The sequence below is a fragment of the Mesorhizobium sp. RCAM 05099 genome (assembly GCF_059683685.1).
On sequence record NZ_CM185035.1, the window covers coordinates 5,724,814 to 5,748,211 of the forward strand.

At 60.8% G+C, this 23,398-nt stretch carries 24 protein-coding genes and 2 pseudogenes; 6 read left to right on the plus strand and 20 right to left on the minus strand.

The window, feature by feature from the left end; translation table 11 throughout:
• Positions 1-8: 8 nt before the first annotated feature.
• From AC56QQ_RS28210 to AC56QQ_RS28295, 18 genes and pseudogenes are all read right to left on the minus strand, one after another.
• Positions 9-1,748 (minus strand): relaxase/mobilization nuclease domain-containing protein, encoded by a 1,740-nt coding sequence (locus AC56QQ_RS28210; RefSeq protein WP_489859829.1) that lies wholly within the window; start codon positions 1,746-1,748, stop codon positions 9-11.
• A gap of 554 nt (positions 1,749-2,302) precedes the next feature.
• Positions 2,303-3,392 (minus strand): annotated as a pseudogene (locus AC56QQ_RS28215) (IS110 family RNA-guided transposase).
• 214 nt (positions 3,393-3,606) lie between these two features.
• The gene (locus AC56QQ_RS28220) at positions 3,607-4,257 is read right to left on the minus strand and encodes a lytic transglycosylase domain-containing protein (RefSeq protein WP_489859827.1); all 651 of its coding nucleotides are present in this window, start codon (positions 4,255-4,257) and stop codon (positions 3,607-3,609) included.
• Between the two features lie 126 nt (positions 4,258-4,383).
• Positions 4,384-4,719 carry a DUF736 domain-containing protein gene (locus AC56QQ_RS28225; RefSeq protein WP_489859826.1) on the minus strand — a complete coding sequence of 112 codons (336 nt, stop codon included), beginning with the start codon at positions 4,717-4,719 and terminating at the stop codon, positions 4,384-4,386.
• A 69-nt stretch (positions 4,720-4,788) separates the two neighbouring features.
• Positions 4,789-5,334 carry a S26 family signal peptidase gene (locus AC56QQ_RS28230; RefSeq protein ID WP_489859825.1) on the minus strand — a complete coding sequence of 182 codons (546 nt, stop codon included), beginning with the start codon at positions 5,332-5,334 and terminating at the stop codon, positions 4,789-4,791.
• Positions 5,331-5,849, minus strand: a complete 519-nt coding sequence (locus AC56QQ_RS28235) for a DUF2840 domain-containing protein (protein WP_497124166.1) — start codon at positions 5,847-5,849, stop codon at positions 5,331-5,333. The genes AC56QQ_RS28230 and AC56QQ_RS28235 overlap by 4 nt, the downstream gene beginning before the upstream one ends.
• Before the next feature lie 104 nt (positions 5,850-5,953).
• A complete protein-coding gene (locus AC56QQ_RS28240; RefSeq protein WP_489859823.1) occupies positions 5,954-6,235 on the minus strand; it encodes a helix-turn-helix transcriptional regulator in 282 nt (93 codons plus the stop codon).
• A gap of 129 nt (positions 6,236-6,364) precedes the next feature.
• Positions 6,365-6,907 carry a DUF2285 domain-containing protein gene (locus AC56QQ_RS28245; RefSeq protein WP_497103994.1) on the minus strand — a complete coding sequence of 181 codons (543 nt, stop codon included), beginning with the start codon at positions 6,905-6,907 and terminating at the stop codon, positions 6,365-6,367.
• Positions 6,908-6,989: 82 nt separating this feature from the next.
• Positions 6,990-7,070: pseudogene (locus tag AC56QQ_RS28250) on the minus strand (transcriptional regulator domain-containing protein); the annotation flags it as partial.
• 172 nt (positions 7,071-7,242) lie between these two features.
• Positions 7,243-7,512 carry a DNA -binding domain-containing protein gene (locus AC56QQ_RS28255; protein WP_489859821.1) on the minus strand — a complete coding sequence of 90 codons (270 nt, stop codon included), beginning with the start codon at positions 7,510-7,512 and terminating at the stop codon, positions 7,243-7,245.
• 177 nt (positions 7,513-7,689) lie between these two features.
• Entirely contained in the window at positions 7,690-8,016 is a 327-nt protein-coding gene (locus tag AC56QQ_RS28260; protein ID WP_489859820.1) for a DUF736 domain-containing protein, read from the minus strand.
• A gap of 1,439 nt (positions 8,017-9,455) precedes the next feature.
• Positions 9,456-9,665 carry a cold-shock protein gene (locus AC56QQ_RS28265; protein ID WP_489859819.1) on the minus strand — a complete coding sequence of 70 codons (210 nt, stop codon included), beginning with the start codon at positions 9,663-9,665 and terminating at the stop codon, positions 9,456-9,458.
• 406 nt (positions 9,666-10,071) lie between these two features.
• On the minus strand, positions 10,072-10,947 hold the full coding sequence (locus tag AC56QQ_RS28270) for a PfkB family carbohydrate kinase (protein WP_497103996.1): 876 nt from the start codon (positions 10,945-10,947) through the stop codon (positions 10,072-10,074).
• A complete protein-coding gene (locus AC56QQ_RS28275) occupies positions 10,944-11,813 on the minus strand; it encodes a MurR/RpiR family transcriptional regulator (protein ID WP_489859817.1) in 870 nt (289 codons plus the stop codon). The genes AC56QQ_RS28270 and AC56QQ_RS28275 overlap by 4 nt, the downstream gene beginning before the upstream one ends.
• On the minus strand, positions 11,810-12,787 hold the full coding sequence (locus tag AC56QQ_RS28280; RefSeq protein WP_489859816.1) for an ABC transporter permease: 978 nt from the start codon (positions 12,785-12,787) through the stop codon (positions 11,810-11,812). The genes AC56QQ_RS28275 and AC56QQ_RS28280 overlap by 4 nt, the downstream gene beginning before the upstream one ends.
• A 3-nt stretch (positions 12,788-12,790) precedes the next feature.
• Positions 12,791-14,311 (minus strand): sugar ABC transporter ATP-binding protein, encoded by a 1,521-nt coding sequence (locus AC56QQ_RS28285; protein ID WP_497100571.1) that lies wholly within the window; start codon positions 14,309-14,311, stop codon positions 12,791-12,793.
• 64 nt (positions 14,312-14,375) lie between these two features.
• Positions 14,376-15,431: a sugar ABC transporter substrate-binding protein gene (locus tag AC56QQ_RS28290; protein WP_489859814.1), complete on the minus strand. Its 1,056-nt coding sequence runs from the start codon at positions 15,429-15,431 to the stop codon at positions 14,376-14,378.
• Positions 15,432-15,486: 55 nt separating this feature from the next.
• Entirely contained in the window at positions 15,487-16,473 is a 987-nt protein-coding gene (locus AC56QQ_RS28295; RefSeq protein WP_489859813.1) for a sugar phosphate isomerase/epimerase family protein, read from the minus strand.
• A 640-nt stretch (positions 16,474-17,113) separates the two neighbouring features.
• On the opposite strand from AC56QQ_RS28295, the gene AC56QQ_RS28300 reads away from it, so the two are divergent.
• Positions 17,114-17,758 (plus strand): VC0807 family protein, encoded by a 645-nt coding sequence (locus AC56QQ_RS28300; protein ID WP_489859812.1) that lies wholly within the window; start codon positions 17,114-17,116, stop codon positions 17,756-17,758.
• An 86-nt stretch (positions 17,759-17,844) separates the two neighbouring features.
• Here AC56QQ_RS28300 and AC56QQ_RS28305 read toward each other — a convergent pair.
• A protein-coding gene (locus tag AC56QQ_RS28305) for an IS3-like element ISMlo4 family transposase (protein ID WP_157866075.1) occupies positions 17,845-18,992 on the minus strand; the annotation gives its coding sequence in 2 pieces (ribosomal slippage) (positions 17,845-18,743 and positions 18,743-18,992; 1,149 coding nt in all).
• Between the two features lie 358 nt (positions 18,993-19,350).
• The gene (locus tag AC56QQ_RS28310; RefSeq protein ID WP_489859811.1) at positions 19,351-19,812 is read right to left on the minus strand and encodes a phasin; all 462 of its coding nucleotides are present in this window, start codon (positions 19,810-19,812) and stop codon (positions 19,351-19,353) included.
• 769 nt (positions 19,813-20,581) lie between these two features.
• Here AC56QQ_RS28310 and AC56QQ_RS28315 point away from each other — a divergent pair.
• From AC56QQ_RS28315 to AC56QQ_RS28335, 5 genes are all read left to right on the plus strand, one after another.
• Positions 20,582-21,019 carry a hypothetical protein gene (locus AC56QQ_RS28315; protein ID WP_489859810.1) on the plus strand — a complete coding sequence of 146 codons (438 nt, stop codon included), beginning with the start codon at positions 20,582-20,584 and terminating at the stop codon, positions 21,017-21,019.
• A gap of 212 nt (positions 21,020-21,231) precedes the next feature.
• Positions 21,232-21,669, plus strand: coding sequence for a c-type cytochrome (locus AC56QQ_RS28320; RefSeq protein ID WP_489859809.1), 438 nt, complete (start codon positions 21,232-21,234; stop codon positions 21,667-21,669).
• A gap of 520 nt (positions 21,670-22,189) precedes the next feature.
• Entirely contained in the window at positions 22,190-22,423 is a 234-nt protein-coding gene (locus tag AC56QQ_RS28325) for a hypothetical protein (protein ID WP_489859808.1), read from the plus strand.
• Positions 22,424-22,506: 83 nt separating this feature from the next.
• Positions 22,507-22,710: a hypothetical protein gene (locus tag AC56QQ_RS28330; RefSeq protein ID WP_489859807.1), complete on the plus strand. Its 204-nt coding sequence runs from the start codon at positions 22,507-22,509 to the stop codon at positions 22,708-22,710.
• Positions 22,711-23,014: 304 nt separating this feature from the next.
• Complete coding sequence (locus AC56QQ_RS28335; RefSeq protein ID WP_489859806.1) at positions 23,015-23,209, plus strand: hypothetical protein; 195 nt, start codon at positions 23,015-23,017, stop codon at positions 23,207-23,209.
• The last annotated feature ends 189 nt before the right edge of the window (positions 23,210-23,398 follow it).

Below are 23,398 nucleotides of genomic sequence, written 5' to 3' on the forward strand. Positions count from 1 at the left end.
TGGGGTTGTCAGAGGCCAAGCCCCCTCTTACGGCCAAAGCTCCAATCGACACCTCCGCCATCACGGGCAACACCGGAGACGTGCTGGCCGAGATGCTTTTCGAGAGAGGGCGTCCAAGGAACGAGCTGGAAGCCGAGGCCGTCGTCGATCATGGCGAAGCGGCCGGAGGCCAGCATCAAGCGCTGACGATAAGTGCCGGCGACATAGCCTCCGGTAGCGACACGGTTGAAGGGCCGTCCGGTTTCGTCCGCGAGCTTGTCGCCATGCATCTCCAGTTCCCGGCGGCGCAGCGTGTCGAGTAGGTTGCGAGCGAAGACAACCCGCCTTCCCTGCCGCTCTGCGAGCCCCTGATCGACAAGGTGTTCGGCGCGCCTGTTCAAGGCGTGGCGGACCTCGTCGCCGAAGCCAGCTTCGGCCATGGCGACAGGCTCGCGGGCGATCGCCTGGCGGTCGAGCCAGGTCGCACCCGATGCCGCAACTTGTTCATCCAAACCAAGATCGGAGCGCACTGCCAGAGCTGCCCGGCGTTGGCCGCGCGCGTCATCGAATTTGCGCAACTCGACGATCGATCCGGGCAGGCTGTCGCCCGAAGCTTCCAGGTCGGAAAGTTTGATGTGATGCGTGCGTCCGTCGACGCCGTCAATGACAGCATAGGCTGTCCCGCGCAGTTCGTCGTCGAGCCCACGCTCGAGCAGCCGCCCGATAATGGGCGCATCAAGACTCTCTGCAGCCAGAACGTAGCTCGCTGGACCGCGCTCGATGCTTTGTTCACTCAGCGCGCGGTGCATGCGTTTGATGATGTCGCCACGTTCGCCGAGCTCGCGCAGCGCGGCTTCGGCCCGCTCGTCGACTATCCATTGACCAGGTCCGAGTTGCTCGGCGAGACCGAGGGATTCGAGCTTGCGCAGGCGGCCGACCTTCATCGCATGAAACTCGTCGGGTGGCTTGTCGGCCCGTGGGGCGAGATCGATGACACCGTCGTCGCGCCCGTCGCGAACCAGCTGGCGGTCCAGTTGTGTCCAACGCTCGGACTGGATCTGGCTTTCGAGCGTCCGGCGGATATCGAGATCGGTGCGTGGCCCCAATTCCTGGGTGATCAACTCCCGAGCCCGGTCACGCATGCCTTCCTTGATATAGTCACGCGAGATGACCAGATCCTGGCCGTCGTCACGAACACCACGCACGATCAGATGGAGATGCGGATGCCCGGTGTTCCAGTGATCGACCGCTACCCAGTCGAGCCGCGTGTCCAGGTCCTTCTCCATCTGTCCCACCAGTTCGCGGGTGAAGGTTTTGAGGTCCGCCATGTCGAGGGCGTCGTCCGGCGAGACGATGAATCGGAAATGGTGCCGGTCGTCCTTGGCGCGCATAGCAAAGGCCGCACCATCGGCTTCCTCGGCCCCCGGGCCAAACAATTTCGCCTTCTCTCCGTCGCGGGTTACTCCCTCGCGCCGCAAGTAGGTGAGGTGTGTGCCAAGCGAGGCGGCCCGCAGGGAGTGGCGGACAACGCGTGCCTTGACGACAGCGCCACGCGATCGTGAGGTGACGAAGCGATTGGCTTGGATGCTGGCACGCTGGCCGTGGCCAAAACGGGAGCGGTTGCTGGGAACAATCCGGCCCGAGCGCGAGATGGCGCCGCCAGCCTTTTTCGCCGCGGCGAGGGCCTGCGCGATGAAAGGCCGGGCCTGCTGGGCGCGGGTCGAGCGGATCCGGCCAGGCCGAATGCGAAACTCCCGCTCCCTATCCATCGCGCGTCACCGCAACGTGTAGAAAAAGGCGCAAATTCAGTAATGTAGGCGTTTCGCACACATTGCGCCGGTGGTTGGCAATGTGCGCAACACGCCAGAATATCGAGCAAGAACAACCGCCCAACCGACGCACAATGTGCGGCCTTTTATCCTGCCGTCTTAATCGGTCGTATTTTCCGCGACTTTCTTTCCATCGTCGTTCCTCTTCAAAATTACGATAATAGACTATTCTATGCCCTAAACCACGATCCCGTACTCTTGCGTCGAGTTCCGATGCGCCGTGCAGTCTTCCGCGCTCTGCGACGGCGTAGCAGCGCTGCTTATTTGCAGCACGGGAACCGTCGTGGCGCACTTTTCCATCGGAGTGACGGAGCATCGTCACAGGCAATCCGGCGCGGTCCGGCCGTCTCGCGATCGGCGCGGCCGCAGGCAAGATAACGTGCGTTCCGTCGTTCCTGGTCTGCATCGGTCCTCATCCGCCGGAGCGGATTCCTTGTCTCAGATGGCGTCCGTCAACGTGCCGGTGCCATGCGTTTCAACTGTCGGTCTTCTGCTCATCGATGCGCTCCGAGCAGCTTGCGGGCTTTGTCATGGGCACGGCGCGCGGCGTCCGCCTGGCTTGCCGCCGGATCGCCGACATAGAACGTGCCGTCGGTCCAGATCGCGTGCATGATCACCGCCAGCTTGCGCGCCACGGCGACACAGGCCTTGCGGTGGCAGGAGCGTTTGGCGATCGCCTGGCCCCAGCTCTTAACCTTGTCCCTGCCCTTGAAGCGCGTCATCAGCCCCGACGCCGCCTCGTAGAGCGAGCGTCGAACATCGGCATCGCCGGCCTTCGATATACGACCCTGAACGTCGATCGAGGTGCCCGACTGCCAGCGCCGCGAGGTCAGCCCGAAGTAGGCCGCGACGTCGCGTGAGCGACGGAAGCGTGACGGATCGTCAATCGCCGTCATGAACGAAAGTGCTGTGACGGGGCCGACGCCGAGGAATTGCCATGAAGCGTCGGCACAGTTCGCTGCGCGCCACCATTTTCACGACGAGATCGTGCAGCCGGCAATACTGTCTCCACAGCGCTGCGCGCGCCGACAGCATGGCGTCCATCAGCTCGGACGACAGCGGGTCGTCCGCCACCGCGGTGCGCACCGTCTGCTCGAAAGCCCCTCGACCGACCTTGCCTAGGCGGATGCCGAACGCCTTCAGCGAATGGCGGATGGCGTTCTCAAGGTCGAGGAACTTGGCCTTCAGATTGCGCCGGTGCGTCAGCAGAAGCTTGGTCCGGTAGCAGCTTTCCGACTTGATATGGGCCTGGCGGAACCAGCCGGTGCGCATGATATGGGCGATGCCGAGCGCATCGGCCTTGTCGGTTTTGTTGCGCTGCGCCGACATCGCGGCGCGCACGTGCTGCGTCTCCACGCAGACGGCCGGCAGGCCGAGTTTCTTGAGTTCCGGATGCAGCCAGGGCGACAGTGATCCTGCTTCGTGGCCCACACGCCGCAGGCGCGGCAGAAACGGCTTCAACGTCGCAAACAGCGCGTCGGGATCAGTCACCGTCGTCATCTCAAGATGCACAACGCCATGATCGTCGACGACGCACACCGCTGTTTCGTCCATCGCCACGTCCAGTCCGCAAAAGAATTCCATCGTTCGCCTCCTGCGTTGCTTCACAGGAGCAGATTTTGCCGCCGAGTCGCCGGCCATCGCCAGTTGACTAGCGGTCGACGCACAGTTTTGCTGCTCGGCCAGGCGCTCGCCCCGATTACGGGCGGCAATCCCCCGGTCGTGGTGCCTGCCCCTGTCCTTTCCGCGCGCCTTGGCACGCTGAAGCACGAGATGATGCGACGGGCCCCGGGGTGTCTCATGGCGCGGCCCTTTCGTTTGTTTTAGGCACGAACAGGCCAGTTGACTGCGGCGCGACGTTTGGCGGTCCGCCCTTTGTCTGGGACCTTGAGGCGTCATCGCGCGGACGGCCCTGCTGCATTGCATAAGCGGTCGCACTTCCGTTCCGCTGCGCGACGAAGAGCGGCGCAAACTTCCAGCCAGGCCGTGCGGATACTGCCGAACTGATTGCTTTTGTCATGCCGTCGTCGACGATGGCGGCCGCAACGGCGGCGACATAGGCGCGCGTCTCCGCAGGCAGGCGCCGGCCTTGTAAGGACATCTCGTAGCGCCCCGGACCAGCATTGTAGGCAGCAATCCAGCCAGGGAATCCGTAGCGATCAAGCAGTTCGCGAATATAGGCCGAGCCCGCGATGATGTTGTCGCGTGGATCGTAGGGATCGCCGCCAAGGCGATACCGGGCGCGCAGATCGGACCAGGTCTCGGGCACGATCTGCATGAGGCCCATCGCGCCCTTGCGCGATGTGGCGCGTACGACGCCAGCGCTCTCGGCGGCAAGGACCGCGCGGATCCATGCGGGCGGAAGACGGAAGCGACTTGCCGCTTCCGCGATGTGGGCCTCATAAGGACTTCGCACCGACGGCGTGACGACTGTCCGGTCGTGCGCCACCGCAAGTGCAGGAAGGACGCATGTGATGCAGAGGCCGCCAAGCAGCGCGAGAGCCGGCCGTGTGGCCGAGCGCAGCAGGCTGTGCGATCCCGGATGGCGTGTCGACCGTCGGCGCGCGGACATCGCTCAGTCCTTCTCGGCGCGGTCGCGCGGACGGGACCACTGCAAGGACCAGGACTTCTTGTCGTGGCTGTTCTGGAACAGATTGGCGCGGATCGGTTGCGCGAAGGTCGGGTCATCTATCAGGAGCGACACGAACTCGCCGGCCTTTTCACCGGAGCGTTTCCACCCAGCCCCGATCGCGGGGCCGTCCTCGCTGCCAGCGTGCACCCGGTAGTCGGGCGCGTTTTCCACATCGCTGGCTTCGGCCGCGATGATCGCGACATCGAGGTCGAGGCTGAGTGTTAGGATGTGTCCCGAATAGCCGGTTGTATTGCGCGTGAATTCTCCGATCTGAGGCATGTCGTGTCTCCTGGGGCTGATAGACCGCGGTGATGAGAGGCGGCATGAAATGGACCGCCGTTAGCGCGCTCACCGCGTTCGCGCGCGCCATTCAAAGCGACCGTCGCCTTGCTCGTCGGTCCACAGCGGGACCGCGCGGCCAATAATCTGATCGGTGGAGACGAGGCCGAAATATCGGCCGTCGAGGCTGTCTCGTACCTGCCGGTTCATGAGGAAGACGGCGCCGACCGGGATACGCTGGCAGCCCTGCCAGCGTGGCAGATCGCGCCCGGCGCGATCGCGCTCAAGTGCAACGCCGACTACCAGACCATCTACCGAGATGGTGAGTTCATGCCGGCACAAGGTTTGACCGGAAACCGCCACGATGTGCTTGAGCAAAAGCACGCCCTTCGGTAGATAGGCTCGGGCGGCAAGGAATGTTGCGAGCGGCTCAGGCGGCACGACGGCGACGAGTTCGCTCACCGACAACGGCCCGCCGCCGTCGATCCGGTAGAGGCCAACCGGAGCGCTGGCCGAAGCATTCCAGACCAGCTTTGGCGTCAGAACGGTGAGACCGGGGAAGAGCACGCCTACGGTCGCCAGCCCAGTAGCGAGCATAATTGCGGACCGGCTCATAGCTGCACCTGCCGCCGAAGCAGGTAAGCTCGATGAAGATCAAGCGTGTAGGCGCGAGGATCCTGGCCAGCCGTCATCCGGTTGTGGACGTGCCGCCAGTGGTCGGGCGAAACCGCTTCCGGATCGATGTCGAGTTGCTCGATACCGTCGATCGTCTGCAGCACACGCTCGACCTTGGGCCAGCCTTCCATCTTGAGCAGGATGTCGCCGCCGGGGCGCACGAAAGGCAGCGTCTGATGGGCTTGGCTCTGCCCGACAGCGCGCACGATATCGACGCGCGAGATGATCGTGCCGAAGTCGTTTGCGGCCCAGCGGACGAAGGCAAAGACAGTGCCGGAGCGAAATGAAACGATGCGCCGGCGTCGATCGAGTACCTTCTCCCCGGCAACCGCACCGAAGCGGATCCAGTACTCGATCTTCTTCTCGACCCATGTCAATTCGACATGCGTGAGGTCTTCGTCCTGCATGGCGCCGGGCGCCGATCTGCCTGTACGGAAGTCAACGACAACGGCCATCGTCTGTCTCCTCATCTTGTGGGCGAGCACGGCTGCGTTGCGCTGTTGCTGTTGCTGTCCCTGGTCTGCCTGCGCGATGAACGGCCGCGCAGATCGTCCGCGGCTTAGCGCCCATACCGTCCGGTCTGGCTCGAAGGCGTTGGCAAATGGCGCTTGGCGGGAAGGACGGAGCCGCGCGGATCAGAGGTTGAGGTCACGGCCCCGCGTTCGGCCCAGGCCTGCAGATCATCGACGGCATAGACGACGCGGCCGCCGAGTTTGCGATAGGCAGGACCGGTGCCGTAGGTGCGGTGCTTCTCGAGCGTGCGGGCTGACAGGCTGAGGAATTCGGCGGCTTCCTTCGTGCGAAGAAAGCGTGGCGGCAAAAGAGCTAGATCCGGTCGCATGTTTCAGGCCTCCGTGGGGGTTCAGCGAACCGCTGGCGTTCAGCGGCGGACGGCGATCACGGTGGCGGAAAGACAGGGTCGGAGGGGATGGGGAAGATCAGGGGAGCCAAAATCACCACCCCGATCCCGCTAGGAGCGGCGGCGATGGCGTAGGAGTTGCAGATAGCCGCCGCCGATCATGGCAGCGCCAGCTCTGGCGAGACCAATCACCGTGTCCCGCAACGAGGAGGTTTTCCAGGGAGCAGAAGCGACACGCTCTGTCCCAAAGAAAGTGAAGGCGATCTCGCGGTAACTGGCGCCGTTCGTGCGACCGTCGGAGGCCTGCATCATCAGACGCAGGCGACGCCGTTGCTGAACGGTCATGCGGGTGTCAGGCGGCACAGACCACCCATGATAGCCGCGCCAGAAACGGACAAGGGCTTCGACCCGCTCCAGTGTCTGGGAATCCAGTGGGATCAAGGCCGACAGTGAACGGCTTGTCTCACTACCGGGAAGAAGGAGCAGCTGTGTGGCGATGCCCCTGTCGTGGACGGCATGAGACCCTTGAGGGCTGTCGCGATAGGTGCCGAGTCCGACGAGCGCAAAGGGCTCGGCCGAAAGGAATTCCGGAGACGGCATGAGGGTCAGCACAGCCGGATCGGCCAGGGGCGACCAGAGAACGTCTTGCGTCAACGCGGACAAATCCGGCCGGGCCGGGAAATCGCAGCCCCCAGCGCCGCTGTGCTTCCAGCGCGAAGGGTTCCTCCTCGGCTCCTGCACTAGCGAGCGCTTGATAGTACCTCTGGTACGAATTGGAGCGTCGCAGACATTCCCAAGCGAGGCCTTCGATTGGCAAGCTGTCGAAGAAGTCGTAGCTGTTGTTGTCCCGCCAACGCGACGTGTTCGGTTTCGTCGAGCGGTTCCTCGCGAAAACTGCAGGTTGTGCTCGATTCGATTCCGAACTCTGGCGGATGACGGAAGACCCAGCGGAGGCATCGCGTGATGCTCTTTCGGCATCACCTGCCGGACTAAGTTCGCTTGGGGTCAGTCTGGCCCAGGAGATAACGGTAGCCGGTGCGCGTCATCCAGCGTGCCCGCGCCAGGTGACTATCATGGACGCGTCGGGCACGCTGCGGCTCCACTGCTGGATCGATCCCGAAGAGAACCTTGACCACCTCGCGCCAATCGGCGCCGTCAGCGTCGGCGTCGAACAAGCGCATGTAGAGCTTGACGTGGCTGCGATCATAGTCGGTTAGTTCGTCGCCGGTCGGTGCAGTTTCGTCAAAAGGCCCAATCATCGTTATTCCCTCGCGCGACGCAGAGGCAAACCTTACAGGTGCGACGTCGTTCTTGGAGGAGGCCAGGCGCGCATCACGCGATGCTGTCCTAGCATCGCCCCTGCCGCTCGCTATGCCGACTATTGTTTGATCGAGAGGTCCCGCCCGGATGGACCGGGCGGGACCGATGCGAGCGAGCTACTCAGCGTTCCGACGGCTGGGGCGAGACCAGATGAGGCTGTGGCCCTCACCGTCCTCGTCATCGAAGAGGTTGGCGAAGATCGGAGCGGTGAAGCTCGGATCGTCGAGCTTGAGCCCCAGATAGGCGCGGCCTTCGTTGGACTGCTTGGCCCAGGCGGCGCCGATTTCTGCGCGGCCGACGAAGACGCGGTGGCTTGGAGCGTTGTCGCCGTTTGCGCGGGTTTCGGGGACGATGCGGACGCCGCGGGCCTGGACGCTGAGGGTGACGATTTCGCCAGTGAATTCGTTGTTGCCGGACTTCTTGAAGGTGCCGATGGTAGCCATGGTAATTCTCCTTGATCCTGTCTGTTAACGAGTCGCACCATTGCGGTCTCGATGATGCTCGCAAGGCCGGAGGCGACCGCCTGCGCACCCAAGGGCCGCAGCGAAGCGGAGGACGGCGCGAGAGCGACTTTGTTGTGCCGCGAGGAATGACGGCGCAGCCGTCAGGGGAAGAAAGTCGCGTTGCGCCGTTGCGTTACAGGCGGTCGAGGCGAAGCCGGTCTTCGGACTAAAAACACCAATCGATGAGACCGCTTCGGTGTGCTCGCTGCGACAGGGCTGAACCAAGGAGATGTGGCGGCCAATGCCCGACTTTGCCCGGCATGTCGCTTCACGGTCGAACGGTACTCTTTTGTCTCGGGCTCGCCCTTTCGCCTCCGCATTGGCCGGGGCGCCATGGCGAAGCCCTGAAACGATCTGTTCGACCGCCATGCAGAAGCCCCCGAGGCTCACGCGGTCCAACGGCAGTTAATCAACGCCCACACCGAGATCCGTTCAGCAAGGCGCATTCGCCAACTTCGATGATGCGGGCGAGGCAGCCCTGCTCGGCGTGTCCTAAGGAGCTCAAACTAGCCGTTTTGAGCGCCAGATCTTGTCACGCGAGTTAAGGCGCGAACCTCGCTTGGAGCCCGTTCGGCATTTCCGCTCTTGGGCCAGCTCTGCGCGATGCCCCTAGGCAAGCGATGTCCCACCTTCGCAAGAACTCGAGTGACCGGCTGCGTCAGATGATCATCTCGAAGCCTGAGGCGGTTTGTGACCGATTTCGGCTTTGCGAATGCCAGCCCGCCAGTTTGCGACAAACCGCCAACCTCGGCGGCGATCGCTACTCGTTCTGCCCTGCAGGCCTCTAATGTCGCCCTACGCGGGCCTTGTGCCTCGTATTGACCGAGTAAGTGCCAGAACCGCGGCCCTGGTGGTTACAGTACAATCACGGCCAATCGATCCTGACATGAATGCGCGAACCGTCGTGTTATAGGTACGCGGTGTCTGAGGGCCCGAGCTGGCAGTGCGTCATGAAGCGCAGAGGAGAGTACACCACGTCCAGGATCAACCGCCGCGCCTTGATTATCCACTCCGGTAGCGCCTTGGTCGCCTCGACGCTTGCGGCAACCGCTGTTGCCACGGAGCAGCCGCGCCGAGACCAAAAACTGTCCAACGATCTGAGAACGCTCATTGAGGTCCACAAGACAGCATACGCGGCCTTCGGCAAGGCGGTCCACGAAATAGGCGGCAGCAGCCGCAGACACGACAGAGCGAGCCGAGTTGGGGAAATGGCGCTGCGGGCCGTCTGCGCCTACCCGGCGGTCAGGGAAGGCGACCGCTTGGCCAAGGCCGGATATCTGTTGGAGATCGAGGCGCGCGGCGAACTCGATCTGGCAGACCAGATGCAGGCTCTTCTTCGCTCAACGATGTGGACGGATGAGACCGCGGGTAGCCCCCTATCAGATTGTTCGAAGCTCGCCGGCCGATGTCTTTCCGGAACGTTTGTCTTGCACCAGTTCGTAGCTAACTTTTTGACCCTCATTGAGGCTTCGCAAGCCGGCGCGCTCGACAGCTGAAATGTGCACGAACACATCCGTGCCGCCCTGATCAGGCTGAATGAAACCAAAACCCTTTTGCGAATTGAACCATTTTACCGTTCCGGTAGCCATAGAGAACCCTTCTTGAGATATGACGGACGAGCTGACCGGTGATTATTTTATCGTCAAGATCAGCAGCACAAGCATATCCATCAGGGTCATCATTTGCCAACATGGAAAGCAAACCGGCCGCAGAGTTTCTGGAACGTGAGATCGTTCGCCTACGTATTCGAATGACTGGATTTGGGCCGGATGCGGACGGGCGGGTTTTGGAGTGGCCCAGACAAAGGCTGCCGTTGCGCGACGGATACACCTCGAACTCCAAAATGCATGAGGGCCACAGCGGCTTGTGGCTTAACGCAGCCCGGCGGATCATAGCGCTTCCGGCCAACCGGTCGGTTGGGCGACGGATCTGAGGCACCGGTGGAGCATCTGCGCAGCACGCATTCGCGCCACACTTCGGAGGACTTTCTGCCACCTATTGGGGGGGCACCTCCGATACGTGACGTGCTGCGGCACGGTTTGCAGAGTCGATAGAGGCCGAGAAGGAACGATCGGTCGCCAGTCCTGCTGCCAACGTGCCGACGAACACGTCCCCGGCACCATGTGTACTTATCAGTTTTACAGGAAGTGCAGGCAGGCTGACCAAAGTCTCGCCACGCTTCACCCCAACCACGCCGTCGCCACCCGCGGTCACAACCACCGACGGGAACGATCCGGACAAGGCCTCAGCGGCCGTAGCAGCGGCCGACAGATTCGTAACCGGCACCCCGCACAGTTCTTCGGCCTCGATGGCATTGACGATCAGCACGTCGATCAGTTCCGTGAACTCGCCTGCCATTGGCCGATATGGCGCGGCGTTGACACACACGACGGCGCCAGCAGCCCGTGCGGCACGAGCCGCGGCAATGTTGATGGCCTCTGGCATTTCGTTCTGCAGGATCAGCACCCGCGAGCCTCGCCAGATTTCTGCCAGCGCCACTGCGTTGGGATCGACCTTGAGATTCGCTCCGGAGACGATCACCGCCCCATAGTCCCCGCCATCATCCGAGATGGCGACGCTCATGCCGGAGGCTGTATCAGAAAGGCGCGCAACCTTCGAGATATCGACGTCACCCTGTTCCAGTGCAGTCAGAAGGAACTGGCCGAAAGCGTCATCGCCCACCGCGCCCGCGAACCGGACCTGTGCACCAGCCTTGGCGGCGGCCACCGCCTGGTTGCCTCCCTTGCCACCAAACTTTGGTCGCCAGCCATAGCCTGTCACCGTCTCGCCCTTGCGCGGGCGATCGGGTGCGTCGACCATGATGTCGTAGTGAAGGCTGCCGACTACGACGACAATTGGCCTGTACGTCATGTCTGCCGCCGTTTACTGGTTACCGCGCCCATGGTCGCCGCCAGATTTCTTTCCGCGGCCGCGAGGTCGCGCTGAGCGACAGCCGCGAACACGGCGTCGAAGACCACCAACTGGGCTATGCGGGCCGCTGCGTTTTCGCCGAGCAGCGGCGAGCCCTGTGCCGTCGAACACAGAACCACGTCAGCAATCGAGGCGATCGGAGAACCGGCGTAATTGGTGAGCACGATGATGCGAGCTCCGTTCTTGCGCGCTAATTCCAGCGGCTCGATGACAGCGGTGGTGGTGCCGGAATGGGAGAAGCCGATCGCCACATCACCATCCGACAACAGCGCAGCCGACATCAGCATCATGTGTGCATCGTCAAACACGCTGGTGCGCACGCCGATGCGCAAAAGCTTGTGGGAAACGTCCCTGGCGATCTGGGCCGAACCGCCAATGCCATACAAGTCGCGCTGCCTCGCGTTGAAGATCAGGTCGGCCGCACGCTCGAAGGCTGCGGGATCGAAAATCGACAGGGTCTCTTCAAGCGCATGAATTGACGTACGGAAGACCTTTTGCGCGATCTCCAGGCCAGTATCTTCAGGAGAAAGTTCCTGATGCAGTTCGGCAGTCGGCAGCCGGTTGTAGTCGTCCAGGGCGCTGCGAAAGTCCCTGAAGCCTGTGAAGCCCAGCTTCTTGACAATTTTGATGACCATCGCCTCCGAGACACCGGCGTCGTCGGCTATCGATTTCAGCGGTGTCGCCGCATCGAAGTCCCGTCGTCCGAGGATCATGTCGACCACGCGAGCTTCCAGAGGTGTGAGGTGGGGCATCATCATCCTGATGCGTGGCCCCACCGTCCTGGGATCATTGAAAGAAAGGTTCATTCTCGGCCTCTCGTCGCGCGATCAATCAGCATCGCGACGAGGATGATAATGCCAGTGGCGAGAAGTTGGTAGAACGCTTGCACATTCAACAGGGTCAGGCCGTTGCGCAGGCTCCCAAGGATAACCGCTCCGAGCAACGTGCCAACGATCGAGCCCTTGCCACCCATAAGCGAGGCACCGCCGATGGCGGCAGCGGCAATCGCGTCCAGCTCCCACAAATTGCCAAGAGTGGGATCGGCGGCGCCGAGGCGACCAACAAGGATCAGTCCAGCGACCGAGGCCAGGCCGCCCGAAATTACATAGCTGGCGATTTTGGTCAGCGAGACCGGTACGCCCGCAATGCGCGATGCTTCCTGGTTGCCGCCGACCGCGAGGAAATATTCGCCAAGCGGTGTCTTGTTCAGCACCACCCATACGGTAACCGCCAAGACCGCAACGATCACGACCGGATTGGGCACTCCCATGATGCTGGAATTGGTGAGAGCCCTATAGGCCGGCGGTATGCCGAAGATCGGATTGCCACCCGTGTAGATCAGCGAGATGGCCCGATAAAGAGACAGTGTTCCGAGTGTGACGATAAAGGGTTGCAGACCACCGAAAGCGACTAGCGACCCATTGATCGCACCGGCGGCCGTGCCGAAAAGCAGCGCGATCGGAATCGCCAAGGCGATCGACACTCCCATCGCCATCAGCACCGCAACCGAAACCGCCGCGATTGCGGCTGTCGGTCCAACGGAAAGATCGATGCCGCCCGCAATGATGACGAGGGTCATGCCAAGCGCCACGCAAGCGTTGATCGACGACTGCTGCAGGATGTTGAGAATATTCGGCTCAGTGAGAAAATTCGGGCTGAGCACGGAGAAGACGACGACGATCGCGACAAGGCCAAGCAGAGTGCCCGCATCGCGGATACCGACTGGCAGGGCAAACTTGGGCTGATTTTTGGTCACGGCAGGAGTGTTCGAAGCGGACATGGTTCAGGACCTTGAAACGGAGGGAGCTTGAGGCGACGATTGCGGCACGGCCAATGCAACGATGGCCTCTTCACTGAGGCTGTTCCGTTCCAGGACGCCTGCAATGCGGCCTTCCCGCATGACTAGAACCCGGTCGGCGACCCGGAGAATTTCTGGCAGCTCGGACGAGACGACGATCATCGACCGACCTTCGGCGGCCAAGCGTTCGATCAGTGCATAAATTTCCGCCTTGGCACCGACGTCGATGCCTCGGGTCGGTTCATCGAACAGCAGGATCTGCGCGCCTGCCGCGATCCATCGCCCGATGATCGCTTTCTGCTGATTGCCACCCGAGAACTGGCCGATCGGCCGTTCGATATTCAGTGGTCGGAGATTTAGGTCTCCCATGAGCGCCTGGCTCTCCTTGGTAACCGCCTTTCGCCGGACGAAACCAAACCGCGAGAAGCGGCGCATTGACGGCAGCGCGATATTGCTGCGCACAGGGCGACGGGCGATGATGCCTTCCCGCTTGCGCTCTTCCGGCAAGAGTCCGAACCCCGAAGCGATGGCAATGCGTGGATTGCCGAGTGCGAGCGGTTTGCCCTTTAAGCGGATCTCTCCGGCATCCGGCTTGTCGACGCCCGCGATCAGACGCAGAAGCTCCGTTCGTCCTGCACCGACCAGTCCCGATACTCCAAGCACTTCTCCTCGGTGCAGTTTGAGTGAAGCGTCACGAACGGCCGTGCCCCGCGAAAGCCCCGATACTTCCAGAACAACATGATCCTGTGCGAAGCCCTTGTGCTCCGCGGCCGCTAGCTCGCGACCGACCATCCTGGCAATAACGGCGCTTTCGGATGTTTCCGACATCACCACATCGGTAACCTTGCGCCCATCGCGAAGGATCGTTGCCGTGTCGCAAACGCGGAAGACCTCATCCATCTTGTGAGAGACATAGATGATCGACACGCCCTTGGCGGCGAGGTCGGCGATCAGAACCGCCAGCCGTTCGAATTCCGCCGGCGTCAAGCTCGATGTCGGCTCGTCCATCGCCAGCACTTTGGCGTCTTCCATCATGGCGCGCGCGATTTCGACAATCTGTCGCTGCGCGACTTTGAGGGTGCGGATTGGCACCGACGGATCTATCGAAGGGTCGAGCGGCGCCAATGCTTCGGCTGCGGCGCGCTCCTGCGCGCGGCGAGCCACGAACAAGCCGCCACTCTTGATAGGGCGGCCGAGAAACATGTTCTGCGCGACTGTGAGTTCGGGGACATGCTGCAGCTCCTGATGGATCATCACGATGCCGGCCCGTCTCGCGGCCACTGGGCCGTGGCCGATCACCCGAACCCCATCGATCTCGATTTGACCTGAAGAGGGTGGGAAAACCCCCGAGAGGATGTTCAGCAGCGTCGATTTGCCGGCGCCGTTCTCACCCAGGAGGCCGTGAACCGTGCCGCGCTTGACCTGCATGTCGACGCCATCAAGCGCGCGCACCGGTCCAAAGCTTTTGCCGATATTGGTCAGCTTGAGACGATAAGTCTCGTGCATCAGATTTCTCCTCCCGGAAGTTGGTGGGAACAGGGCCCGGCCCCCCCAGTCGAGCCCTGTCAGTTCACTCAGCCGGCTGGGCGAGCAATACCTTGCGCAGTTCGTCGCCCTTCACCGCGTAGGTGTCGACGTTGTCCTTGGTGATCAGCGCCTGCGGGGTCGAAACCACGCGGGGCAGCGCCTGCTTGCCCAGCAAGCGCAAGGCGACTTCCAGACCCACTTCGCCGGTCAGGACCGGGAAAGAGTCGACTGTACCCGTCAGTTCACCAGCCTTGATCGAGGCGTAGGCATCCGAGATGCCATCCGTGCCGAACACCACCACCTTGTCCTGAAGCTTCGCAGCCTTCACAGCTTCAACCACGCCCAATGCCATGCCGTCATTGTTGGCGTAGAAGCCGACCAAATCGGGATTTTGCTGAAGAATGGTCGCGGCATTGTCGTACGCAAGTTGACGATCCCAATTGCCGGGAACGCTCGCCACGACCGTGAACTTGCCGCCTTCGACGATTGTTTCGCTGAAACCCTTGGTGCGCTGGCCTGCCGCGAAAACGCCCGCCTGCCCTTCAATCACCGCAACCTTGCCACCCTGGGGCCGGTTCTTGAGGAACCACTTTGCGACGCGTACGCCATTGTCGCGCTGCACATTGCCGACGTAGTGCTTGGCGCTCGGAATGACGGCGTCATTCACATTGATGACCGGAATGCCCTTGCCTTCGGCCTCTTCCATAGCCGGCTGCAGATTGTTATCGGTCTGCGGCGAGAACAGCAGTGCGTTGAAGCCCTGTGAGATTAGGGTCTCGGCTGTTGAGAGCTGGCCGAGCTGGTCTCCTTCGCTGGAAGCAGCCTGGTAAACCACTTCCACACCGGCCTTCTTGGCGTAAGCCGCGTATCCTTCGCCGAGGCTGCGCCAGTATTCGTTGGTGAGGGTTTTGGAAACACCACCGATCTTCGTTCCTGCGGCTGCTGCGGGAACGGCTCCGAACTTGGACTCCAGCTGCGACCAGTCAATGCGATCCTTCTCGGTGTCAGAGTTAAGCGGCGCCAGATCTTGTGCGTGCGCGTAGCTGCCGAGAAGCGCAAAGGCGCAGCCGGCGATAAGAGACTTTATGCGTAAAGACATCAGACTTCCTCCTGCTTAAAGCCGGTCAATGCGCCGCCGGCGAGCGAACGTTCGATCAGGCGCTGCCGATCAATGCCGTATTGACGATTCTTTGGCTGGCGACTGCGTCCTGGCTCGCCATGGCAGCTCCCAACTGGTTGTTGCCGTCGAGGCGCTCGACGATAGCGAGCAAGCGGTTGACAGTGGCGATGTTGGCTTCGCATTCCGCAACTGGATCGAGCCCGCTGACATCGGGAAACGTATCGAAATAGAGTGCTCCGCTGTAGCCGTCGTGGCGGATCTGGCGCAGCAACTCCATGGTCGAGCGGAGATGCACGGAGCCTACCATAAGACCGTCATCACGCTTGGCGTAGGCGTCGTTGAGGTGGACGCCGAGCAGCTTGCTGCGGCGATGAATGAGATGCGAGGCGAATGCCGGTTGTTCGCCGGCATAGAGAGAGTGAGCGAAATCCATCGTCACGCCAAGGTTTGGCGAGCCCGCTTCTGCAATTGCAAGCAAGGTTGTTGAGGCGTCGCGTAGCAGGCTGTGCGCACGGGGCTCATCGGGCTTGTATTCGATGCTGATCTGACATTCAGGGTCGTGCTCGGCGACCTCGCGGATGCCTTCAACCTCCCAATCCCAAGCCTGCTTGTAGTCGAGCTGGAAATTGTAGTCGAAACCGTCCTGGCCAAGCCACACAGTCATGAGATGAATACCCATCTCGCGCGCCGCGTCTATGCCGTGCTTGGTGAGGTCGATTGCCTCGCGCCTTACAGATTCATCAGGATTTGTGAAGGCGCCTCTCTTGAAACCTAGGTTAGTATAATAGCGCATGGCCAGACCGTTGATGTTGAGACCGAGGTCTCCAATGCGCTGCGCCAATGCTTTGGGTTCGTCGCTCACGTGATCGGGATAATTCAGGTCGAGATCCGTCAATCCCTTGGCAGTTGAAGCCCTTTCGACCATCTGCATCATGCTTGGCTTGGCCGTCAGATCGGGCCAGAATAGCTGTGGGGCAGACCCGAAGGAGTTCAAGCGAGTAGCAAAACGCGGAGCAGTCATGTCGGTCGCCTTGTGTTGATAACCTCACAAAAAACACAAAAGTTGTGAAGTTGTCAAGTGACGCGACGACTCTTTTTGCGATAGGCATCAACTTGAGGAAGCGCGGTTCGCTATGAAGGTCTCGTTGAGTTCATTCACACCACTTCTGCACGTGCTTAATCAAGGCGTCGTACCTTCGTCAGGCGAGTTTGTCCCGGGTAGAAGGGTGTACGGTGCCCCCCGTGATGGCAGTGACACAGTGACCGCTTTCAGGGAGTGACAACGCCAACTTTAACAGCCGAGAAGCGGCGCAAAGCTGCCATCAAAATGGTGCCAGCCTTTGACCAGAAGCCAACTTGCCCCCGCCGCAATGTCGAGAGCAGCTTCGCACCGGGGAAGGGACGCTTAGCTTCGTTGTAGGAAGGTCCGTGCACGAGGGGCGAGTCGCCCTCAACGAAGTCGAGACCGGCGACCCATAGGCGGCCATTGCGGACATTGCCCAAGCGCCAGGCGAGTCCGGCCACACGATAGGAAGTAGATTATCAACAGCCGTCGATTCCGAACTACCATCCACATGGAGGCCGTCACGCCTCCGGAATTGCATGCACATACCGCGCGATCCTATACTTAAAGCGCATTCCTCCAGATGCCCGGAGCAATCATGAGGATACGCGCAGGTCTTGTTGTCGAGCTCGTGGTCAATTTGCTGCTGCCATGGCTCGCGTACCGCATGGCGCTTCCTCATTTCGGAACGATGGGAGCGCTCTATGCGTCCGCCGTTCCGCCTGTCGCGTGGGGGCTAATCGAGTTCGCGAGATTTCGCCGCGTCGATGCGCTGAGCGCGCTCGTTCTGCTCGGTATCGCCTTGTCGCTGATGGTGATGGCGCTCGGTGGCAGTGCGCGGTTCCTACTGCTTCGCGAATCGCTCGTGTCGGGGGCGATAGGCGTTGTGTTCCTATTGTCGCTCGCGTTCCGGAAGCCGGTAGTTTTCTACCTCGCGCGGGCGACGATTGCGAGGGAACTCGAGCACGGCGAGGAGCGTTTCGAAGCGCTGTGGCGTGAACGGCTGAGCTTGCGCTCGTCGATTCGATTGATGACGCTCGTCTGGGGCGTCGGACTCTCGGTGGAGACTATGATTCGTAGCTGGCTCGCATGGAATTGGCCGATCGAGCAGTATCTGGTCGTTTCACCGGTCATCAGCTACGGCATTTACGGCGGGCTAACGCTCTGGACGATCTGGTATCGAACACGGATGAAGCAACGAGGAGAGGTTGCCGCTGGCGACGGAACGCCGTCAGCTAGCTAGGCGGAGCGTCCCCCTGGGTAATGTTTGTCCCAACTCGCGACGAGAATGCCTCGCTATGGCCTGCTGCCGGTTTTTCGGACACGAGGTTAAGCTAACATAGCTTGTTCCTCGAACTCCACGGGGCTCAGATAGCCCAGCGTCGAGTGCCTTCGCCGAGGGTTATAGAAGCGCTCGATGTAATCGAACACATCCGCCCTCGCATCATCTCTCGTCCTGTAGACCTTGCGGGCTGTCCGCTCGGTCTTGAGCGACGAGAAAAAGCTCTCCATCGCAGCGTTGTCCCAGACGTTGCCCGACCGGCTCATCGAGCAGGTGATGCCGTGGTCGGCCATCAGTCGCTGGAACTGCTCGCTCGTATATTGCGATCCCTGGTCGGAGTGGTGCAGCAGGCTGTCGGGCTTGCCTCTCCTCCAGATCGCCATGATGAGAGCGTCGGTGACGAGCTGCGCGGTCATCTCGGCCTTCATCGCCCAGCCGACGACACGGCGGGAGAACAGATCGACGACGGCGGCAACGTAGATCCATCCTTCCGCAGTCCAGATATAGGTGAAGTCGGCGACCCACTTCTGGTTCGGGGCCGATGCCTCGAAGGCGCGATCGAGGAGGTTGTCCGACACGGCGGCTCGCTCGCCGGTATCCTTCGGCAGTCCGCGCCGGCGTGGACGTGCCCGGAGGCCGTTCTCCCGCATGAGGCGTTCGATGCGATGCAGTCCGCAGGAAAGCCCCTCTGCCAGAACGTCGTGCCAGACCCGACGCGCGCCGTAGGTGCGGTCGCTGCTCTTGAAGCTTCGGTCGATCCTGGAAACGAGGATCTCGTCATGCTGGGAGCGAACGCTAGGGCTGCGGTTGAGCCAGGCATGGAAGCCCGAGCGGGACACATCCAGCGCACTGCACAGCCATGCCACCGGCCAGATGTTCCGGTGCCTCGCGATGAAAGCGAACCTCATGTCACTTCCCTCGCGAAGTAGGCTGCGGCCTTTTTTAGGATGTCGCGCTCCGCCTTCAGCTTCGCGACTTCCTTACGCAGCCGGTCAATCTCCTGCTGCTCCGGCTTCATCTGCCCATGACCGGGAAACGCACGCTGCGGATCGGCCGATAGCTCGCGCACCCATTTGCGCAGCACATTCTCGTGGACATCGAGGTCGCGGGCAGCCTGGGCCACCGCAACGCCCCGATCCTCGATCAATCTCACCGCCTCAAGCTTGAACTCGCGGCTGAACTTCCTTCTCTGCATTCCCACTCTCCAGTTCCGTTAAACACCTTATCTCGGTGTCCACGAAACCGGCAGCAGGCCACTAGATGTCGTTCCGCAGCTCGGCTTCCGACCGATGCGCGCTACCGAGCCATTGGGCCGAAATGACTTTCAATTGCTGATGAGTCCTGTTTTGACCATGCAAAAACTCCGCTACCGGATAGCGTTGGCGGTTGTGACGACAAGGTGGCCGTTCTACACCAAGGATGTAAGCCACCCGAAAGGCCCACTGCATCCTCCCGTCGCAGTGGGCTTTTCTGTAGGGCAATAGCGGGATTACAGGCGGGGCTGGGCGAGGCAAAATAGGTGCGGCTAGCGAACAAGCGCTACCCAAGAAAAGCTAAGCGACTGCGAGCTCCTTGATCGCCTTCTCGAAAGCGGACGTGATCGGATTGGACAAATCCTCGGCGGCTTTGGTCGTGACTGCCTGGAGTTCCTTGGCCTGTTCGATAGCCTTTTCAACCTGCTTGCGGACGAAGGCGGTCTGAAGTTCAACAAATTCGGAAGGCGTCCTAACGGCAAGCAGGGCTTCAAAGTGCGAGAAGCCGGCGTCGGCATTGGCGCGCAGCACGGAAATGGTCTTCAGCGAGAGATCGCTGCCAACGGCTTTTGCGGTTTCGAAACTCGACTCGAGCGCTTTCTGGGTCGACTCTGACCCCACCTTGAATTTGGCATAGGCCTCTTTCGACTGCTGGACACCTTTTTCGGCAACAGAGCTCATATATTCGATAGCCTTGGAAGCGTCCAAGGCGGGGTATACGTCGTTGATAAATTCAGCGGTCTTTTCGGTAGTGTTGGGCATCGATTCCATCCTTTCCGGGGGGCAGCTTTCCAAAAGCAATATTAGCATTCCCTAACGGAACTTTGGGTGCAACGCAACATCTTTGTTGCAGTGCACCAAGATGTACAGGGCCGACTTTGACGCCAAGCTGCGCCTTAGTGTCCCCCCAATTCAGCCGTTTTTACGCGCATACTTAGCGAAGGTCGGCGCCGGAAACATGCTGCTCGCACCGCCCGCCAGCTGCTGGAAAGCCCGGGAGCCTTCGTGGTGACTAGGGTCGGAAAAGGAAGTGCGGGTACCGCCGGGACATCTGGCGGCAGCAACGCTGATCCGTAGGGCAAGTAGGGTTTTTTCCATCAGGGGTTGACGCGCCCCTATTTGCAGGGACGCGCCATAGGGACCCTCAGTCAGTAGCAGAAACTGATGAGCACCTGCCGCACCGGCTTAAGCCATGCTCAGCGATGTTCCGAGCGAGAAAAGGACCAGCTCGCCAAGGCCAGCGGGCGGGTTTCTATGGGATCTGGGATCGAAGTGAAGAGTTGATCCGGCACCGCAAAGCTCAAGATCGCGATAGGTGCCATTGTCCTGGCCATGAAAGAGCGCCGGCTTTGACTGGTGGCGGGCCGACGCGAAAGAGCCACGCGCGTAGTGTCTCAGTTTGAAATTTGCCCGCCTTGACGATGCGCGTCGAATGTTGCTGATCATTCGCGTATGATGGTCGGCAATCAGTCATGGGGAGGCAGCGAATATGTGAACAATCGATCTTTGTGCGGCCTTTGCTCTGTGCATCGTGCCACCCAGCCTGCTGGCGGCCGACGAAGTTTCAGTCGAACGCGGCTTTTATATTTCGATCATCGGCGGCTGCCATTTCTGCCACACGGAAGGATACCGTGAAGCCGATGGGAAAATCGACCCGGAGAAAGCGTTGAAAGGCTCGTCCATTGGCTGGCAAGGTCCATGGGGCACGACCTACGCAGCAAACCTCAGGGACTCGGCGATGGGCTTTAACGAGGACAAATGGGTCGACCACCTCAAGAACAAAGTCAATTTGCCGACGATGCCCTGGTACCAAGTCCAAGCCATGACCGACAGCGACTTGCGTTCGGTGTATCTTTACATCAAATCACTCGGACCACCCGGCGAGTTGGCCCCGTTTTACCGGGAGCCCGGCAAGGAGCCGAGGACACCTTATGTTATACTAGCACCACCTCAGACGCCGAAGAAGTAACGACCTAGCGCCTGTCCTTCATCCTTGGGATTGCGTCTACATTAGCTTCAGCTCAGATTGCCGGCCAGCCGGAAGGAGTTCACTAACCCGCTCCGGTCAGGCCCGGTTGCTGTCCCCTGTGTCACCCATAAGGAGTGCGGCGGCCGGGCCGTCTAACCATCGGCCACCAGGTGGTGAACGCTAGCCAGTGCGGCGCACATGGGAGGTAGTCCATGTCTCATCAGACGAGATTTGCGGTATTGTTACTTGCTTTTGTAACGGTAGGTGCTGCTGTCGCGGGGGACGACCCGATAGCCGACCGCCGCCAGATCATGCTGATGAATTCGCATTTGGAGGACGTTGCCCTCCGGGTAATTCTCGGCAAATACCCCATCGAAAAAGCGACTGCCGCTATGAGAACGCTTCAGGAGAATATGACCGTTTTCCCGACTCTTTTCCCCGAGGGCAGCGACAAAGGCTATACCGAAGCCTCTCCGCTGATCTGGGAGAATATGGACGATTTCAGGTCGCTTGCAGCGAAGCTTGTCACCGACGCAAAGGTGGCGGAAGGAGCAGCGATGAACGGACTGGACGCGTTCGCGCTTGCGTTCCAGGCAGTCCAAGCAGACTGCAGAGCATGCCACTCGAAGTACGATCCCAGGAGAAACTGAGCGCTGTCAAAGACATGATGACACACCACCCTCAGGGCAGGGTGCTGGGCTTGCGGCTCGAGAGCTGAGGCTGCCAGCCGTTAGGTTCGCAATAGCTGCAAAGCTTCAACCCGCTTCAAGCGATTTTTAGCGGTCGTGCCACTCCAGGTCGGTTAGAACCTCAGCCTCCACGGTTATGTTTTCCGCGTACTCCCTGGCACGGTCGTGGCCGGCCTCGGCGCCTTCGTCTTGTTGCGCCTAGCGTCTGCAGCTCGACAGCCCGCTGCCGCCGGGGGTGGGCAGGCAGCGGGCCATCGGCGGGGAATGTGGGCCCCCGATAGAGCAGCAAAGGGACGTGCGCTGCCGGCTGCGACTCTAGCCAGATCCGGCTTGATTCGGCGACTTACTGATTCGTAAGGAATGGATCGGCGCCGGCCACTGATCCTTCACAGCCCAAATCCCGATCCACTTTCCCTCTTTACCAAGGGCTGCCTACACAGGATGATAATCCTAGGTCGGGCGACTCTCGTAGGAGGTCGCAGTGGTCCGATACAAACATTCCAAGCAGCTACCGCAGGCAGATTTGCAGCGATTCCTGGAGGCAGCAGAGGGACTGCATAAAAGCATCGTGAGCCCGCTGATATCGCCGCAGTGCGAGCACTACCGCTCGCTCCAGCTTCTCCACTCCGCGCTGCTGAAGACCGTGCGTGAAGTTACTGGCAAGGAAGTCGCGTTCATTCGGTGGAACGGCACAGGCCCGGTGCAGAGCCCTTAGCGCCAGCCGCCTTTGTTTCGACACCCGGGCAACGTTTCATTGCGTTCGGGTGATCACTCCGAGAGCGACAATAAGGAATTTCCATGGCTACCACCGCAGCATTGGTCTGGTATCTCGTGGTCGCCGGCCCACAAGGGGGCATGGTCATTTTACCCAGCACCTTCGACACCCGCGAACAGTGCACCAACGCCATCACCGAATATCACAAGCAGCCGACGCCGGCAGGTTGGTCGTTGCAATGCGTGCCGAATGCCTCACCTTTTGCCAACAATGGATCGGCCGAGTAGCCGGAGCCAGGCGCGTCGGCTACCCGCCGGCAACAGCACGACTGCTGTCCAGTCTATTAGAAAGCGTTAATATCCTGCCCTTAAAGAAGTGGAATGATTTCGTCCAGCGCCGCACTGGAATACGCCCTACTCGCGCGTTCTCATTGGTATGGCGATCTGGCCGGGGTTTGCGGATTCGCTAGAGCTAACCCCGGTAATCTTCTGGTTTTAGTCGCCGGAAGCCGGAGCAGTTTAAGCAGAATTAACAACGCTAATAGGCCGTTGCCTGTATGTTAGGCGGCACATATTTTTTGTGGAGGGACAGGTGCAGATCGTCGCTGTCGAGTTGAGGGCGAAGCTTCGTGATGCGATCGAGGCCATCAGCGATCACCTTTTGCAACTAGATGATCTCAACCTCCAGGCGTTAGAAGCTAGGTCGCCTCGCAACCCCCCGGCTGGCAGCGCGGAAATGGTAATGTTGTTGCTTGTCTATCGCGAGATGGAAAAGCGGAAACGATAGCCTTCCTTCTCCGCTGCTGCTCATGAAGTCGTCGCCGCGGCCCTCGCCTATCGTGCGATGATCCAGTCCAGAATGCCCGGCTCGATTTCGTCTAACTCGATCAGTTAGAGCGCGAGGAGCAGGGCGTGCAGGCGTCTATTTCTTTTTGCAATGCGCCTCTCCACGACCAATTTTCGGAAGACGCTGCGA

Coding starts and splice junctions, on each gene's coding strand:
- AC56QQ_RS28275 (WP_489859817.1), bottom strand. CDS start 11,813: ATGAACCTTTCTTTCAATGATCCCAGGACGGTGGGGCCACGCATCAGG.
- AC56QQ_RS28310 (WP_489859811.1), bottom strand. CDS start 19,812: ATGCCCAACACTACCGAAAAGACCGCTGAATTTATCAACGACGTATAC.
- AC56QQ_RS28255 (WP_489859821.1), bottom strand. CDS start 7,512: ATGATTGGGCCTTTTGACGAAACTGCACCGACCGGCGACGAACTAACC.
- AC56QQ_RS28240 (WP_489859823.1), bottom strand. CDS start 6,235: ATGCGACCGGATCTAGCTCTTTTGCCGCCACGCTTTCTTCGCACGAAG.
- AC56QQ_RS28280 (WP_489859816.1), bottom strand. CDS start 12,787: ATGTCCGCTTCGAACACTCCTGCCGTGACCAAAAATCAGCCCAAGTTT.
- AC56QQ_RS28290 (WP_489859814.1), bottom strand. CDS start 15,431: ATGTCTTTACGCATAAAGTCTCTTATCGCCGGCTGCGCCTTTGCGCTT.
- AC56QQ_RS28210 (WP_489859829.1), bottom strand. CDS start 1,748: ATGGATAGGGAGCGGGAGTTTCGCATTCGGCCTGGCCGGATCCGCTCG.
- AC56QQ_RS28225 (WP_489859826.1), bottom strand. CDS start 4,719: ATGCCTCAGATCGGAGAATTCACGCGCAATACAACCGGCTATTCGGGA.
- AC56QQ_RS28330 (WP_489859807.1), top strand. CDS start 22,507: ATGGCTACCACCGCAGCATTGGTCTGGTATCTCGTGGTCGCCGGCCCA.
- AC56QQ_RS28265 (WP_489859819.1), bottom strand. CDS start 9,665: ATGGCTACCGGAACGGTAAAATGGTTCAATTCGCAAAAGGGTTTTGGT.
- AC56QQ_RS28295 (WP_489859813.1), bottom strand. CDS start 16,473: ATGACTGCTCCGCGTTTTGCTACTCGCTTGAACTCCTTCGGGTCTGCC.
- AC56QQ_RS28270 (WP_497103996.1), bottom strand. CDS start 10,947: ATGACGTACAGGCCAATTGTCGTCGTAGTCGGCAGCCTTCACTACGAC.
- AC56QQ_RS28230 (WP_489859825.1), bottom strand. CDS start 5,334: ATGAGCCGGTCCGCAATTATGCTCGCTACTGGGCTGGCGACCGTAGGC.
- AC56QQ_RS28285 (WP_497100571.1), bottom strand. CDS start 14,311: ATGCACGAGACTTATCGTCTCAAGCTGACCAATATCGGCAAAAGCTTT.
- AC56QQ_RS28320 (WP_489859809.1), top strand. CDS start 21,232: ATGTCTCATCAGACGAGATTTGCGGTATTGTTACTTGCTTTTGTAACG.
- AC56QQ_RS28300 (WP_489859812.1), top strand. CDS start 17,114: ATGAGGATACGCGCAGGTCTTGTTGTCGAGCTCGTGGTCAATTTGCTG.
- AC56QQ_RS28260 (WP_489859820.1), bottom strand. CDS start 8,016: ATGGCTACCATCGGCACCTTCAAGAAGTCCGGCAACAACGAATTCACT.
- AC56QQ_RS28235 (WP_497124166.1), bottom strand. CDS start 5,849: ATGGCCGTTGTCGTTGACTTCCGTACAGGCAGATCGGCGCCCGGCGCC.